Source organism: Shinella curvata (genome assembly GCF_022899935.1).
GTDB classification, from domain to species: Bacteria; Pseudomonadota; Alphaproteobacteria; order Rhizobiales; family Rhizobiaceae; genus Shinella; species Shinella curvata.
This window is the reverse complement of record NZ_JALJCJ010000003.1, coordinates 299,045-314,247: the sequence shown is the minus strand read 5'-3', so window position 1 is coordinate 314,247 and position 15,203 is coordinate 299,045. Positions and strand designations below refer to the sequence as shown.

At 60.3% G+C, this 15,203-nt stretch carries 14 protein-coding genes, 1 pseudogene and 1 riboswitch; of the genes and pseudogenes, 6 read left to right on the top strand and 9 right to left on the bottom strand.

Annotation, left to right across the window (positions count from 1 at the left end; all coding sequences use genetic code 11):
* Window positions 1-199 precede the first annotated feature (199 nt).
* The 3 genes from MUU55_RS13045 to MUU55_RS13035 all read left to right on the top strand — a co-directional run bounded on the left by MUU55_RS13045 (window position 200) and on the right by MUU55_RS13035 (window position 3,518).
* Window positions 200-1,390 carry an aspartate aminotransferase family protein gene (locus MUU55_RS13045; protein ID WP_244761179.1) on the top strand — a complete coding sequence of 397 codons (1,191 nt, stop codon included), beginning with the start codon at window positions 200-202 and terminating at the stop codon, window positions 1,388-1,390.
* A 28-nt stretch (window positions 1,391-1,418) separates the two neighbouring features.
* Window positions 1,419-2,330 (top strand): ornithine carbamoyltransferase, encoded by a 912-nt coding sequence (argF, locus tag MUU55_RS13040; protein ID WP_244761178.1) that lies wholly within the window; start codon window positions 1,419-1,421, stop codon window positions 2,328-2,330.
* 195 nt (window positions 2,331-2,525) lie between these two features.
* The gene (locus tag MUU55_RS13035; protein ID WP_244761555.1) at window positions 2,526-3,518 is read left to right on the top strand and encodes an Hsp33 family molecular chaperone; all 993 of its coding nucleotides are present in this window, start codon (window positions 2,526-2,528) and stop codon (window positions 3,516-3,518) included.
* A 15-nt stretch (window positions 3,519-3,533) separates the two neighbouring features.
* On the opposite strand, the gene apaG is transcribed toward MUU55_RS13035, so the two are convergent.
* Window positions 3,534-3,926 (bottom strand): Co2+/Mg2+ efflux protein ApaG, encoded by a 393-nt coding sequence (apaG, locus tag MUU55_RS13030; RefSeq protein WP_244761177.1) that lies wholly within the window; start codon window positions 3,924-3,926, stop codon window positions 3,534-3,536.
* Window positions 3,927-4,052: 126 nt separating this feature from the next.
* A complete protein-coding gene (locus MUU55_RS13025) occupies window positions 4,053-5,237 on the bottom strand; it encodes an O-succinylhomoserine sulfhydrylase (RefSeq protein WP_244761176.1) in 1,185 nt (394 codons plus the stop codon).
* 43 nt (window positions 5,238-5,280) lie between these two features.
* A riboswitch (SAM riboswitch) is annotated at window positions 5,281-5,359 on the bottom strand.
* A 79-nt stretch (window positions 5,360-5,438) separates the two neighbouring features.
* On the opposite strand from MUU55_RS13025, the gene MUU55_RS13020 reads away from it, so the two are divergent.
* From MUU55_RS13020 to MUU55_RS29375, 3 genes and pseudogenes are all read left to right on the top strand, one after another.
* Window positions 5,439-6,545 (top strand): 2'-deoxycytidine 5'-triphosphate deaminase, encoded by a 1,107-nt coding sequence (locus MUU55_RS13020; RefSeq protein ID WP_244761175.1) that lies wholly within the window; start codon window positions 5,439-5,441, stop codon window positions 6,543-6,545.
* A gap of 93 nt (window positions 6,546-6,638) precedes the next feature.
* Window positions 6,639-7,667 (top strand): LacI family DNA-binding transcriptional regulator, encoded by a 1,029-nt coding sequence (locus MUU55_RS13015; protein ID WP_244761174.1) that lies wholly within the window; start codon window positions 6,639-6,641, stop codon window positions 7,665-7,667.
* 258 nt (window positions 7,668-7,925) lie between these two features.
* Window positions 7,926-8,845, top strand: a pseudogene (locus MUU55_RS29375) (transposase family protein).
* A gap of 83 nt (window positions 8,846-8,928) precedes the next feature.
* On the opposite strand, the gene pseI reads toward MUU55_RS29375, so the two are convergent.
* The 7 genes from pseI to MUU55_RS12975 all read right to left on the bottom strand — a co-directional run.
* Complete coding sequence (pseI, locus tag MUU55_RS13005) at window positions 8,929-9,990, bottom strand: pseudaminic acid synthase (RefSeq protein WP_244761172.1); 1,062 nt, start codon at window positions 9,988-9,990, stop codon at window positions 8,929-8,931.
* The gene (locus MUU55_RS13000; protein ID WP_244761171.1) at window positions 9,974-10,633 is read right to left on the bottom strand and encodes a formyltransferase family protein; all 660 of its coding nucleotides are present in this window, start codon (window positions 10,631-10,633) and stop codon (window positions 9,974-9,976) included. Before MUU55_RS13000 ends, pseI begins: the two co-directional genes overlap by 17 nt.
* Window positions 10,634-11,746, bottom strand: coding sequence for a UDP-2,4-diacetamido-2,4,6-trideoxy-beta-L-altropyranose hydrolase (gene pseG / locus MUU55_RS12995; RefSeq protein WP_244761170.1), 1,113 nt, complete (start codon window positions 11,744-11,746; stop codon window positions 10,634-10,636). It lies immediately after the preceding gene.
* Entirely contained in the window at window positions 11,743-12,438 is a 696-nt protein-coding gene (pseF, locus tag MUU55_RS12990; protein ID WP_244761169.1) for a pseudaminic acid cytidylyltransferase, read from the bottom strand. The genes pseG and pseF overlap by 4 nt, the downstream gene beginning before the upstream one ends.
* Window positions 12,435-13,598 carry a UDP-4-amino-4,6-dideoxy-N-acetyl-beta-L-altrosamine transaminase gene (gene pseC, locus MUU55_RS12985; RefSeq protein ID WP_244761168.1) on the bottom strand — a complete coding sequence of 388 codons (1,164 nt, stop codon included), beginning with the start codon at window positions 13,596-13,598 and terminating at the stop codon, window positions 12,435-12,437. The genes pseF and pseC overlap by 4 nt, the downstream gene beginning before the upstream one ends.
* A gap of 2 nt (window positions 13,599-13,600) precedes the next feature.
* A complete protein-coding gene (pseB, locus tag MUU55_RS12980) occupies window positions 13,601-14,599 on the bottom strand; it encodes a UDP-N-acetylglucosamine 4,6-dehydratase (inverting) (protein WP_244761167.1) in 999 nt (332 codons plus the stop codon).
* Window positions 14,600-14,984: 385 nt separating this feature from the next.
* Window positions 14,985-15,203, bottom strand: a 219-nt coding sequence (locus tag MUU55_RS12975; RefSeq protein ID WP_244761166.1) for a hypothetical protein, incomplete at its 5' end; no start/stop codon positions are given.

Below are 15,203 nucleotides of genomic sequence, written 5' to 3'. Positions count from 1 at the left end.
GCGACACCTTCCGCGCGTGCCGTGAATCCTCACCTTGCGGGAGGTTCAGCGTTGTTTCGGGGTGCGATTTTGTTGACATCCCCGGGTGAAATGCCGATAGTGCCGCAGGCCGCCGAAAGGCGGCTTTTGATTTTTCTGGCGCCCGGAAAAGTCAAGTGTGAAGCCCGTTTTTCCGCATCTCTTTTGGAGGATCCGCGCCATGGCCGATGCCGCGCCGCTCTATGAAACCTATATGCGTGCACCGCTCCGGTTCACGCGCGGGGAGGGCGTCTGGCTGATCGCCGAAGATGGTGAGCGATATCTCGATTTCGCTGCCGGCGTCGCGGTCAATTCGCTGGGCCATGCGCATCCCCATCTCGTTGCCGCGCTGAAAGACCAGGCCGAAAAGGTCTGGCACCTGTCCAACCTCTATGAGGTCCCCGGCCAGGAAAGCCTCGGCCGCCGGCTGACGGACGCGACCTTCGCCGACAAGGTGTTCTTCACCAATTCGGGTGCCGAAGCACTGGAATGCGCGATCAAGACCGCGCGCCGTTATCACTTCGCCAAGGGCCATCCCGGCAAGTTCCATATCCTCACCTTCGACGGCGCCTTCCACGGCCGTACCATCGCGACGATCGCGGCTGGCGGGCAGGAGAAGTATATCGAGGGCTTCGGTCCCAAGGCGCCGGGCTTCCTGAAGCTGCCCTTCGGCGATATCGCCGCCGTCAAGGACGCGATAACAGAGGAAACCGCCGGCATCCTGATCGAGCCGGTGCAGGGCGAAGGCGGCATCCGCCCGGTCTCGAAGGAATTCATGCAGGAGCTGCGCCAGCTCTGCGACGAATACGGCCTGCTTCTGATCCTCGACGAGGTGCAGTCCGGCGTCGGCCGCACCGGCCGCCTCTTTGCCCATGAATGGGCGGGCGTGACGCCCGACATCATGGCGGTCGCCAAGGGCATCGGCGGCGGTTTCCCGCTCGGCGCCTGCCTTGCCACCGATGAGGCCGCCTCCGGCATGGTCGCCGGCACGCACGGCTCGACCTATGGCGGCAGCCCTCTAGCCATGGCGGTCGGCAATGCCGTGCTCGACGTCGTGCTCGAAGATGGCTTCCTGGAGCATGTGCGCGATGTCGCGCTGGTCTTCCGCCAGGGCCTTGCCGCCCTCAAGGATCGTTTCCCCGAGGTCATCGAGGATGTGCGCGGCGAGGGCCTGATGCTCGGCATCAAGGCGAAGATCCCCGTCGCGGACCTTCTGAAGGCCGTGCGTGCGGAAAAACTGCTGGGCGTGCCGGCTGGCGACAATGTGCTGCGGCTCCTGCCGCCGCTCACCGTCACGGCCGAAGAGGCACGTGAAGGGCTCGCCCGTATCGAACGCGCAGCCGAAAAGCTGACGGCGGCGAAAGCCGCCTGATCAGAGACCGGGACAGACAGGACACATCATGGCCAAGCATTTCCTCGACCTTTCCGCCGTTTCGGAAAGCGATCTCCGCGTCATCATGGACGATGCGCACAAGCGCAAGGCAGCCAACAAGGCCGGCAAGGAAGAGCGACCGCTCGCCGGCAAGATGCTCGCGATGATCTTCGAGAAGCCCTCCACCCGCACGCGCGTCTCCTTCGATGTCGGCATGCGCCAGCTCGGCGGCGAGACGCTGTTTCTGTCGGGCACGGAAATGCAGCTCGGTCGCGCCGAGACGATCGGCGACACGGCCAAGGTGCTGTCGCGTTATGTCGACGCCATCATGATCCGCACGACGGACCACAACCGCCTGCTGGAGCTGGCCGAGCACGCCACCGTGCCCGTCATCAACGCGCTGACGGACCTGACGCATCCCTGCCAGATCATGGCCGATGTCATGACCTTCGAAGAGCATCGCGGCCTGGCCAAGGGCAAGACCTTCACCTGGACGGGCGATGGCAACAACGTGCTGCATTCCTTCGTCGAGGGCTCCGCCCGCTTCGGCTACACGATGAAGATGGCCGTGCCGATGGGCTCCGAGCCCGATGACAAGATCTTGAACTGGGCGCGTGACAATGGCGGCAACATCCTGCTCGGCCATGATCCGGAAGCGCTCGTCGATGGCGCCGATCTCGTCGTCACCGACTGCTGGGTCTCTATGAACCAGGAGCACCGCGCCCGCGGCCACAACATCTTCCAGCCCTACCAGGTCAACAAGACCTTGATGGCACGCGCCGACAAGGATGCGCTCTTCATGCACTGCCTGCCGGCCCACCGCGGCGAGGAGGTGACGGACGAGGTCATCGACGGTCCGCAGTCCGTGGTCTTCGACGAGGCGGAAAACCGTCTGCATGCGCAGAAGTCGATCCTCGCCTGGTGCCTCGGCGCCGTCTGACGCCATCTTGAAAAGTGCGGTTACCCGCACGATTTAGGGTCCATCACAAGGCGCCCCACGGCGCTTTCACTGGCGCGTGCCTGTCTGGTGTGGAATGATCGCACGACGGGTAGCACCAAATCACGATAGAACGCTGTCGGACGCGGCGGGGCTTGGCTCCCGCCGTCGCATGGCGTGTGAAGGAGCAGAACGATGATGGCTGAAAGTGCCCTGAAACTCGGTGAAGTCGGTTTTGCCGGCGACGACCATGTCCTGCCGTTCCAGGTCGAGGGCCTCGACGTGCGCGGCCGTGCCGTGCAGCTCGGCCCGATGCTCGACACCATTCTCGGCCGGCACAATTATCCTGCCCCCGTCGCGCGGCTGCTGGCCGAAGCCATTACGCTCACCGTGCTGCTCGGCACCTCGCTGAAATTCGAAGGCAAGCTCATCGTCCAGACCAAGGGCGACGGCCCGGTCGACTTGCTGGTCGCGGATTTTGCAGCACCCGAGAACGTGCGCGCCTATGCCCGCTTCGATCAGGACGCGCTCGATGCCGCAATCGCGGCCGGCGCGACGGAACCGCACGAGCTGCTCGGCAAGGGCATCCTAGCCTTCACCATCGATCAGGGTGCGCACACGCAGCGCTATCAGGGCATTGTTCCGCTCGACGGCCATACGCTGGAAGAGATCGCTGGCGTCTATTTCCGCCAGTCGGAGCAGATCCCGACCAAGGTGCGCCTCGGTGTCGCCGAACTCTATGATCGCGACGAGGCCGGCAAATCCCGCCATCGCTGGCGGGCCGGCGGCATGGTCGCGCAGTTCCTGCCGCAGGCACCGGAGCGCATGCGCCAGTCCGATCTTCCCGGCGGCGACGGCGACGAGGTCGGCCACAAGATCCAGGACGACGACACCTGGGCCGAAGCGAAGGCCATGGTCGAGACGATCGACGCCGACGAGCTGACGGACCCCAATGTCGGCACCGAACGGCTGCTGTACCGTCTCTTCCACGAGCGCGGCGTGCGCGTTTACGATCCGCAGCAGGTCTTCGACCGCTGCTCCTGCTCGCGCGAAAAGCTGAAGGGCGTGCTTGCCGGCCTCAGCGCCGACGACATCGCGCACACGGCCGACGACAAGGGCGAGATCGCGGTGACCTGCGAGTTCTGCTCGACGACCTACCGCTTCGAAGCGGCGGAAGTCCTGCCGCAGTAAGGCAACAGTGCATCCTCAGTTGAGGGTGCGCGTCTGCCCCGGCGTATCCAGTGAAAAGGCGGGAATGGCGACGTCGAAGGCTTCGCCGTTTTCGGCTTCCATGCGGTAGCGGCCGAACATGATGCCGGATGGCGTCTCCAGCGGGCAGCCGGACGAATATTCGTAGGTATCGCCCGGACGCAGCACCGGCTGTTCGCCGATGACGCCGGGGCCATTGACCTCGTCCACCTGGCCGTTCTGGTCGGTGATGTTCCAGTAGCGCGTCACGAGCCGCACGGCGATGTCGGAATGGTTGGAAATAACGACCCTGTATCCCCAGACATAACGGCTGTCGTCGGGATCGGACTGATCGGCCAGATAATACGGCTCTACGGTCACTTCGATGTCGCGGGTCAGCGCACGATACATAGGCAAGCCTTGAACTGATTAGGTCCTGCTATTGTACAGGATTATGGTTTCGTCAAGGATAAGCAAGGAAGGCACCGGCTTTGTCGGCCGGTGCCTCCGCATTTGTCCGTTCTGTGTGGGCGAAAATCAGGCCTGGACCTTGGAAAGCGCGCGGGCGAAATCTTCCAGCAGGTCGTCGCTGTCCTCGATGCCGGCCGAGAAGCGCACGGTGCCGGCGGACATGCCGAGCTCGGTGCGGGCTTCGTCCGTCAGGTTCTTGTGCGTCGTCGTCGCCGGATGCGTGATCAGGCTCTTGGCGTCGCCGAGATTGTTGGAGATCTTCACGACCTCGAGCGCATCCTGCAGCGCAAACGCCGCGTCCTTGCCACCCTTCATCTCGAAGCACACCAGCGTCGAGCCGCCCGACATCTGCTTGGCGATGATATCGGCCTGCGGATGGTCCTTGCGGCCCGGATAGATCACGCGGGCGATCTGCTTCTGGTCGGCGAGGAAATCGGCGATGCGGCTCGCATTCTCCGTCTGCTGTTTGACACGTAGCGGAAGCGTTTCAATCCCCTTCAGCAGCGTCCAGGCATTGAACGGCGACATGGCCGGGCCGGTGTGGCGGAAGTAGTCGTGCAGGTTCTCGTCGATCCACTGCTTGTCCGACAGCACGACGCCGCCGAGGCAGCGGCCCTGGCCGTCGATGTGCTTGGTCGCGGAATAGACGACGACATGCGCGCCCAGTTCCAGCGGCTTCTGGAAGAGTGGCGTGGCGAAGACGTTATCGACGACGACCTTGGCACCGATCTGGTTGGCGAGCTTTGCGACGCCGGCGATGTCGATGACTTCGAGCGTCGGGTTGGTCGGGCTTTCCAGGAAGAAGACCTTGGTGTTCTTCTGGATCGCGCCTTCCCAGTTGGCGAGGTCGCGGCCGTCGATCAGCGTGCATTCGATGCCGTATTTCGGCGCGAGTGTCTCGACCACCCAGCGGCAGGAGCCGAAGAGGGCGCGGGCGGCGACGATATGATCGCCGGCCTTCAGCTGGCAGAGGATCGCGGCGGAGACGGCGGCCATGCCGGATGCCGTGGCGCGCGCATCTTCGGCGCCCTCCAGCATGCACATGCGCTTTTCGAACATGTCGTTGGTCGGGCTGCCGTAGCGGGCGTAGATGAAGCCATCCGTCTCGCCCTTGAAGCGGGCCTCGGCCGCCGCAGAGGTATCATAGACGAAACCTTGCGTGAGGAAGATCGCCTCGGCGGTTTCGCCGTGCTGGGAGCGGGTGGTTCCGCCGTGAACGAGTTGAGTGGCGGGGCGCCAGGACTTGCTCATGTGATCGTCGCCTTCAAACAAAAAAACCGGCCGCAAAAGCAGGCCGGTTTCGAACCCGGCCTTTTTAGCTACTTGTTTAACGTGGCTGCAAGCCGACCGGCCAAATCACCACGGGATAACCTTGCTAATACTGCGCGCCCGCGCTTGCGTCAATTGCCGCCATTTGGTTTTGTGCGAACCCTCTGACAGGACGGGACGATCATGGCTTCTGCGACGCGCAGCACGGGCATTCTGGCGGACAACGCCATCAGCGGTTTGTTCGACAGCGGACGGCTGAAGAGCGAAGCCGCGCTCGATGCAGACCAGATCCAGCCGGCAAGCCTCGACCTGCGTCTCGGCGCCAAGGCGTTTCGCGTGCGCGCCAGCTTCCTGCCGGGGCCGTCGCATCTCGTCGCTGACAAGCTCGACCGGCTGCAATTGCACGTCATCGATCTCAGCCAGGGCGCCGTGCTGGAAACCGGTTGCGTCTATATCGTACCGCTCATGGAAAGCCTCGATCTCCCGGCGGACCTCGCGGCCTCCGCAAACCCGAAGAGCTCCACCGGCCGCCTCGATATCTTCACGCGCGTCATCACCGACCGTGCGCAGGAATTCGACAAGATCCCGGCCGGCTATTCCGGCCCGCTCTATCTCGAAATCTCGCCGCGCACCTTCCCCATCGTGGTGCGCCGCGGCTCGCGCCTGTCGCAGATCCGCTTCCGCAAGGGCAAGGCCCTGCTGAACGAGAGCGAGCTTTTGGCGCTGCATGGGACCGATACGTTGGTCGCGAGCGAGACGCCGAACGTCTCGGGCGGCGGCATTGCGCTCTCCATCGACCTCAAGGGCACCGGCCCGGATGGCCTGATCGGCTATCGTGGCAAGCACCACACCTCCGTCGTCGATGTCGACCGCAAGAACCAGCACGACATCTTCGATTTTTGGGAGCCGCTGTTCAGCCGCGGCCGTAACGAGCTGATCCTCGATCCCGACGAGTTTTACATCCTCGTCTCGCGTGAGGCCGTGCATGTGCCGCCCCTCTACGCGGCGGAGATGACGCCGTTCGACCCGTTGGTCGGCGAGTTCCGTGTGCACTATGCCGGCTTCTTCGATCCCGGCTTCGGCCACGCCCCGGCCGGCGGCTCGGGCAGCCGCGCAGTGCTGGAGGTGCGCAGCCACGAAGTGCCCTTCATCCTCGAGCATGGCCAGATCGTCGGCCGTCTCGTCTACGAGCACATGCTTGATGCGCCGGAAGGTCTCTATGGTTCCGGCCTCGGCTCGAACTACCAGGCGCAGGGCCTCAAGCTCTCCAAGCATTTCCGCGCCGGCTGAACCGGCCGTTTGGGCGCTTTACATTGAAGTTAAACGTTTTTATTGTGCTGTGAGCCGCGCTTCCTTGCGGCGCCACGGTGAGACGGGCTTTTTATGTCAAGACCCACAATTAAGACCATCGCGCAGGAGACAGGCCTTTCGATCGCCACCGTATCGAAGGCGCTGAACGACAGTCCGCAGGTGCGGCCGGAAACCCGCGCCCTCGTCGTGGCGGCCGCCGAGCGCGTCGGTTACCAGCTCAACATGCATGGCGTGCAGCTGCGCACGGGAAAAACCTATCAGGTCGCCGCGATCATGACGGCGCCAGGCCCCAAGCAGAACGAATGGGAGGGCGTCGAATATGCCCAGCTGCTCAGCGGCATTTCCTGGGCGCTGGAGGACAGCCCCTACCGCGTGTCGCTCTATGCCGTGCGTTCCTTCGAGGAGAGCATCACCACGATCCGCCAGATCGTCTCGTTGAAAAAGGCCGACGGTATCATCGTGTCGGGCACCCATGCCGATGACCCGCGCGTGCGCCTCATGCAGGAGGCGGATTTCCCCTTCGTCACCTATGGCACGACAATCCACAACGCCCCGCACGCCTATGTCGATGCCGACAACGAGCAGATGATCCGCCTGTCGGTGGCGCGCCTAGCCGAACGCGGTCACAGCCGCATCGCGCTGATCAATCCGATGGCGGATCTCAGCTATTCGCTGACCCGCCTGGAAGCCTACCGCCAGGCTCTCGACATTGCCGGCCTGAGCTTCAATCCGGCGCTCACCGCCCACGGCCATCTCACCCCCGCCTTCGGTCGTGAAAACGTGCTGCTCATGTCCGGCCTTTCCAACCCGCCGACCGCCTATATCTGCGCCAACGAAGCCTCCGCGCTGGGCGCCTTCTCCGGCTTCCACGCCCGCGGCCTCGTGCACGGCCGCGACGCCGTGATCAACGCCACCGACGACCTGAACGTCAGCCAATACTTCGCCCCGCCGATCACCACCTATTTCTTGCCGATCCACGAGCCAAGCGAAATGCTCGGCCGCTACATCCTGCGCCGCATGGAAGGCGAAACCCCACAAGCCTTGCAGACGCTCATCATGCCCAAGCTGATCGAGCGGTCGGATGACCGGCTGGCGAAATGATATGGTTCTCAGGCGGTCGAAGGCGGGTGTCCGATGAAGCTGGCCGGCATGGGAGGTGGCGTTGGCAATCGGAGGACTGCCAGTGGAATACGCTTCTCGTCTGGATCGCGTTGCCAGATCTGCCCGCTTCAGGGATGGTCTACATGTTCGCGATTTCATATAAACGAATGTTGTCGTTCTCGACCCAACCAAAAGAGTTATGTGTTTGATTCCACGGTTTGATAGTGCTCTTCTTTCTCGAAAGTGGAAGGAAGCATGATAGGGCAAGTTCGTCACGGGAGTATCACGACCACGGACGCCGTTATAGCAGCAATACAGCGATGGCGAGCCTCGTTCGCGCAGCCGTGCCTAGCTCTAGCGTCAATCCGAAGACAGTGGCAAAGTGGCGTAAGCGGGCGACACTCGAAAGTATGAGATTTGGTTGCCGGAGCCGCGATCCACAATGCTGACGGACGCTAAGGAAGTGTGTCGTCGCGTTCCGGCACCACGTGCTATTGCCATTGATTGACGGTCTCTATGCGACTTCAGTCGTCTATCCCGCACCTGACCTGGTCAGCGCTGCATTGCTGCCTGCAGCGGTACGATATCTTATGCCTTCATAGCGTCGAGCCGATGCGCCAACCGTTCGCGCACCACCCCATCGGTTCTTCCAGATTGATGTCGTCGAAGTGCAATCCGGCACAGACGAGCTCCATCTCCATGTCGGCATTGACCGGGCCGCCAAATTTGCTGTCGCATCAACTCTATGCAACTGCTGGCAGAAATACGGCCTATGCAGTTCCCACAGCGCATGGTCGAAGCCGTGCCTATCAGGTCTACACCATTTTGACGGCAATAGTAACCAGTTCGCCGAGCAACCCCAGAGGCGCAAAACCATTTATTACCGGTTGATGCGCTTCAATATGGTCTGCAAGGTAAAGGGGATTGAGCAAGCCGAGCGGGTGAACCGCACGATCAAGGAGGGGACTGTCAAACGCTTCTGCCGTGATGGCCATGACCAACTGCGCCCCACTTCGCAGCGGTCCTCGCAGCCGGTAACTTCGTCCGAAGACTCAGGATGCTGAACGGCCTCACGCCTACGAGGGCATCTGCGAGATCTGGATATCAAATCCAAATCTATTCATCCCAAACTCGAACCACCAAATGCTGGGACTGAACAACTAGAACAATCCCGGTGAAATCCGGTTCGCCGGGATTGCTCTAGACTCTCGTTTTTACGCGTCATGCAACGCCAAGCGATGCGGCTTCGGCTGAAAATACTCTAGAACTGTCTGTCTGCGATGACGGTTGCCAGAACCGGAGTGCAAGCCTGCACGTCAGCCGATACACGTGCGCCGATGACTGCGTCCAGATGCTTGGGTGCAAGGCCAAAGCCCGGGCGGACACTGCGCACCGCATCGGCGGTGATCACGTCGCCGGCTTTGAGGTCTTTCACGAAATAAAGCGATCGCCGAAACTTCACGTTGTCACGCTCACTGGATTTGCGCCCGTAGTCAACCCGGCCCAAGGATTCCCACGCCGTTCGCGCACCATTGCAAAGTGCCGTGAATTCGGCTGGCTCAAGGGAGAAGCTGTCGTCCGGGCCGCCAGCCGAGCGGTCAAGCGTGAAGTGCTTTTCAATGATGTTGGCACCCAATGCAACGCTGGCAATCGCGGTTGTGTTGTCCAGCGTATGGTCCGAAAGCCCCGTTACGATGGCGTGCCGCTGGATCATGTCGGGAATCGTCCGCAGATTGTAATCTGCGGCGGGTGCCGGATAGCCACTGACGCAATGGAGGACCGCAAGCTGTTGGCAGCCCCCGGCGTAGGCCGCGTCGATAGCCTCCTGGATTTCTTCCGCATCGGCCATACCGGTCGAAATGATCATCGGCTTGCCCGTGGAGGCGACGTAGCGGATGAGCGGCAGATCGACCGCCTCGAAGGAAGCAATTTTGTAAGCGGGCGCATTCAGGTCTTCCAGCAGATCGACAGCAGTCGTGTCGAAAGGCGAGCTGAACATCGTGATGCCGATTTTGCGAGCGTGCTCGAAAAGTTCAGCATGCCATTCCCAAGGCGTATGCGCCCACTCATAGAGTTCATACAGGGTTTTTCCGCCCCACAGGCCGCCGACGATCTGGAAATCAGGCAGCTTACTGTTCAGCGTGATGGTATCTGGGCGATACGTCTGAATCTTGACGGCGTCCGCACCGACTGCCTTGGCGGCCTCAATAATCCGCAAGGCGGCCGAGAGATCGCCATTGTGGTTCGCCGACATCTCGGCGATGACGTAGGGAGGGAAGTCGTCCCCAATCGACCTGCCTGCAATCTTAATCGGTGGCTTCATCGCGTCTCTCCAATCTTATCACATACCTGTGTCCATGCAGTTCAAAGAAGGCAGGAAAGCGCTCGGGATCGCATACCCTTATCAAATCGAACTGCTCTTCAATGCTCTTTGACGGGTCCAGCTTGCTGGCCGCAGGCGTTCTCTTGGGATAATATGTCGCTGTTATGTCTGCCGATTGCGGTTTTGGACGGACGGTATGGTAGGCATTAACGGCAAAATCCATAAGCTGCAACTCGGCCTCGAACAGCGCATGGTTGATCTCGTTCCACAGCGCGCCGCGAGGAACAGGCACCTTCAACTTGTTCCAGATATCGCCCCGATCCACCTTTTCTGCAGCTTCCAGCAGGGACATCGTGATTTCCGTGGCCCCCTCGACGATCTGCCAGATATGGGGACTCCACCCTCGTCCCAAGGGAAGGTCGCTTGCATGAAGCACCAAGGCTTTCCCGTAACGGTCGAGATCTTCCTGCTTCAGTATTTCGTTACAGGAAATTAGGAAGAGGATATCCCCACCCTGAAGCTCGGCTTTTTTCCGGGCGATCGAAATCTCGTTTTCCGTTCCGTTTTTCGATGTCCAGTCAAACAGATATTGGTTGATTGGATGTGTTTCAGAGCTGCAAAGTATCGTGATCCTCAGCTTCATTCACATCACCATAGATGAGGCCAAACGGTCGGCGCCCTGACCATTCGTCATGGAGGAGGCCGCTACGCTCATGGCCATAAGCTTTTCCGGGGCGTTGATCAATTCATGCACGGCTGCTTCGAGTTCGATATTGAATGCCGTATCCGGAAACCGCTTCAACGCGATTGCGGCGCCTTCCCGCTCGAGGGCGCGGGCGGCATCCTTCTGATTGTCGGCAAGGACCACGATGAGAGCCGGCAAGCCAAGGCAGCAACGCTCCCATGATGTGGTGCCTGCGGCGCCGATGGCGAGGTCGCTGGCGGCCATCAATGATCCCATGTCGGCAACGTTGATCAGAACCTCCGTCGGCCATTTCATTGCAGCCGCACGCGTGAGGATGTCATCGCGCCAAGGTGCATGCGGCCCCAACACAACGGTGACGCGGCAGTCGTCAGGCAAATCCGTCTGCTGCAGAACCGCAAGTGTCCGCGCTGTCGCGTTGGGCTGATCTACGCCGCCCATGGAAATCAAGATGTTGCGAATTGCTGGCGAGAGATGCCGACGAGCCAAGCTTCCGGCGCGCAGCTCCGAGAAATCCTTTCGCAAAAGCGCGTGCATAGGCCCGGCGAGAATGCGCGCATGCTCTGGGACGAGCCCATTGTAGTCCGATGCCGCGCGACCGAGATTCTGATCGAGCAGCACGTCGCAATCGTGCTCCCGATCGGCCAGGTCGTCGATAGCAAGCAGATGCTTGCAAAAGGGACGAAGCGCGTTGTCCCAGCGCCGGTCGAGCGCATAGTGATCGACGACCAGCCAATCGACGGTGTCGCCGGCGAGGGCGGTAACGACATCGTCGGCATCGGTACGCCAATCGGTGCCAAGCCAGGAAGCGTGCGATGGTCCGCTATCGACGCTGATCGTGTCAGCCGGATCGTGCAAGGGGAGGGGCCGAACCTCAAAACCGCGTTTTCGGATGGCGTCCAGTAAGTGTCCAGGATGTTCGCGGCATAGAAAGACACACTCCGCACCTTGGTCAGCCAAGGCTTGGGCCAAGGTTATGCAGCGCATCACATGACCAGTTCCGATCGCAAGAGAGGCATCGGCGCGAAACGCAATACGGATCGACCGAGTCATTCGCCTGCCGCATTAAGCGCGGTGAACATCAATTCTGCACGCTGCCAGTCTTCAGGCGTGTCGATGTCCTGGACACGATGACGGGGCAGAACGACGGCAGCGGCGTGCGGCGAAAAAAGCGGCCGTCCTGCGAGCCAAGCCTCCGAGCGCCCCCAGTAGAACTGGCCGGCGTCGTGGAAGGATTCCTCCAGATCCTGGGAGCGGCTGGCAAAGTGTTCTGGCCAGAACATCTCCACCCTTTTCTCGGCTTTCAAACGAATGGCCCGCTGGATTGGGAAAGGAAAAGACGTCACGCTGAAGGCGTAGTCGGCGCCGCCGTCTTCAAGGATGGACTGCCCCCGGCGGATGTCTTCTGCGCGAACAAACGGTGCAGTTGCATAAATGCAGCAGACGGAGCCCACCGCATCGCCATGCTCTTGCATCCAGGATATCGCGTGGGCGACAACCGGGATGGTACCCGTATAGTCGTCACTCAGGTTGGCCGGCCGCATGAACGGCACGTCGGCGCCAGCTTTGGAAGCGATTGCTGCGATCTCTGCATCATCCGTCGAAACTATGATCCGGTCGAAGCAGCCGCTATCGAGTGCTGCATCGATCGACCAGACGATCATCGGCTTGCCGGCAAACGATTTCACGTTTTTGCGGGGTATCCGCTTACTTCCGCCGCGGGCTGGAATGACCGCCAGCCTCATGCCTGCAAGACCTCAGCCAAAGCGGCAACGACCGTATCCTGCTGATCATCCGTCATGACGGCGAACATGGGCAAGCTGATCGCTTCGGCATAATAGGCTTCCGCCTGCGGGAAATCGCCCTGTTTGAAGCCCATCTTCTGGTAGTATGGCTGCGTGTGGATCGGGATATAATGGAGGTTGACGCCGATACCCTTCGCCTGAAGCCTTTGGAAGGCAGTGCGATGGAAACCCTCCGGCCGACCGTCGAGTTCTAGCCTGACAACATAGAGATGCAGACCGGAATAGCCGTCGGGATGCTGCCAAGGTGTCTTTACGGGGAGTGCTGCGAACATCTTGTCGTAGCGTTTCGCGATCTGGTGGCGCCGTGCGACATAGGCGTCGAGCCGCTCCATCTGGCTCAGGCCGAGTGCCGCCTGTAATTCTGTCAGGCGGTAATTGAAGCCAAGATCAATCTGCTGGTAGTACCACGGGCCATCCGGTTCATGCGTCATCAGGCTGGCATCCCGGGTGATGCCGTGGCTGCGCAGAAGGCGCATGCGTTCCGCGAGAGTGTCGTCGTTCGTCACCGACATACCACCTTCGGCAGTCGTGATGATTTTGACCGGATGAAAGCTGAAGACAGTGATATCGCTGTACTGGCAACTTCCTATCGCTCTGCCCTGGTATTTTCCGCCTATCGCGTGGGAAGCATCTTCGATGACGCGGAAGCCGAACCTGAGCGCCAAGGCAGCGATAGCAGACATATCGCATGGCTGTCCGCAAAGGTGAACCGGAACGACGATCTTGGGCAGCCTCCCGGCCTTTTCTGCATCCACAAGCTTTTGCTCGAGGGCGATAGGGCAGAGGTTGTAGGTTTGTGGGTCGATGTCCACAAAATCAACCTGTGCCCCGCAATAGAGTGCGCAGTTCGACGACGCTACGAAGCTGACGGGAGAGGTCCACAGCCAATCGCCGGGGCCTAGCCCAAGGGCTAGGCAGGCAATGTGCAGAGCCGATGTGGCACTGTTCACCGCTACCGCATGGACAGCGCCGCAATAGGCGGCAGCAGCCTGCTCGAAGCGCGGCACGGCAGGCCCCTGGGTCAGGTAGTCCGACTTGAGGACGTTTGTAACGGCCTCGATGTCAGCGTTGACGATATCCTGCCGTCCGTAGGGTATCATGATCAGACTGCCCCGATTTTAGCGCGGTTTGTTTCGACCCAGGACTGAAGCGTCTCGGCCGTCATCCATTCATGGTTGTTGCTGCTCGTGTAGCTGAATCCGTCCGGCACTCTCACGCCGTCCTTGATACGCTCGTTGCTGACATGCCAATTGTGAATGGCCGGCAGGATTTTGTAGTGATGTGGGTACTCGTACGTGTAGAACGCGTCTTCCTCGCCAATCATCTGCTCGTGCAGCTTCTCGCCGGGACGAATGCCGACAAAGCGTAGTTCCGCGTCGGGTACAATGGCGCGGGCAAGGTCGGTTACCTTCATGGAGGGGATCTTCTTGACGTAGATCTCGCCGCCTTCCATATCGTCGAACGCATGCCAGACGAGCTCCACGCCTTGTTCAAGCGTGATCATGAAGCGCGTCATGCGTTCGTCCGTGATCGGCAGTTCACCCTTGTTGGCAATGGACAGGAAGAACGGAATGACCGAACCGCGCGATCCCATCACGTTGCCGTAGCGCACGACTGCGAAGCGCGTGTCATGGCCGCCAGCATATGAGTTGCCAGCCACAAACAGCTTATCGGAAGCAAGCTTAGTCGCGCCATAAAGATTGACCGGGCTGCTGGCCTTATCCGTGGAGAGTGCCACGACCCGCTTTACGCCACGATCGATGCAGACGTCGATCAAGTTCATGGCGCCATGGATGTTGGTCTTCACGCATTCAAACGGATTGTACTCCGCCGTCGGTACGATTTTGGTTGCGGCCGCATGAACGACATAGTCGATGCCATCAAGAGCACGATGCAGCCGTTCTTTGTCGCGCACATCGCCGATAAAGAAGCGTACGCGCGGATCGCCTTCGAATTTCCGCGCCATTTCCCACTGTTTCATTTCATCACGGGAATAGACGATAATCCGCTTGGGGTTGTATTTTGCAAGTGTCATCGGCAGGAACGCGTTACCGAATGAACCCGTACCACCGGTGACAAGAATGGACGCTTCTGTGAGCATCGGAACTCCTTATAGTCCGCTTTTCGGTTGGCTCAAATAGCACCACGCTGGTGGTTGCGCTAGGGCGATCCATCGAAAATTTCTTTAAATATAGAGGCGCTCTCAACTTGGAAAACTTGAATTCAAAGGTTAAATCTCGCAAATCAAGTTGATCCTGCTCGCTAATGTTGCAGCAAGAATATTGCTGTCGTGTAATCCGGCCCCGATGCTCGTTGCCGAGCCTGACGGATCGCCAACGAAGAGCCTTTTGCACCCGCCTAACACGCTTCGGTCGGAGCCTGGTCACTTGGTAGACTCGGACCACGGGGTGGTCTATTAAAGCCCGCATCCTCAACTGGCGAAGTCCGCGAACATGCTAAAAAGACTATACCTTTTTCTCCGTGCATCATTTTCGGGGGGAGCGAAGCAGGTTCCACAAGGGCATGAATCTCGGACTGAACTGGACGAGGGAATCAAGAAGACGAAAAAAGCGCGCAAGCTGGCTCCGCTTGAGAAAGTCAAAAGACGCCTCAAGACCGGTGATGTGGCGGGCGTTTTGTCGGTTCTGCGTCAGCGAGAGTTCGTCGAGGCCCGAAGCTTGCTGATCAAGGCCGCGACGGATATC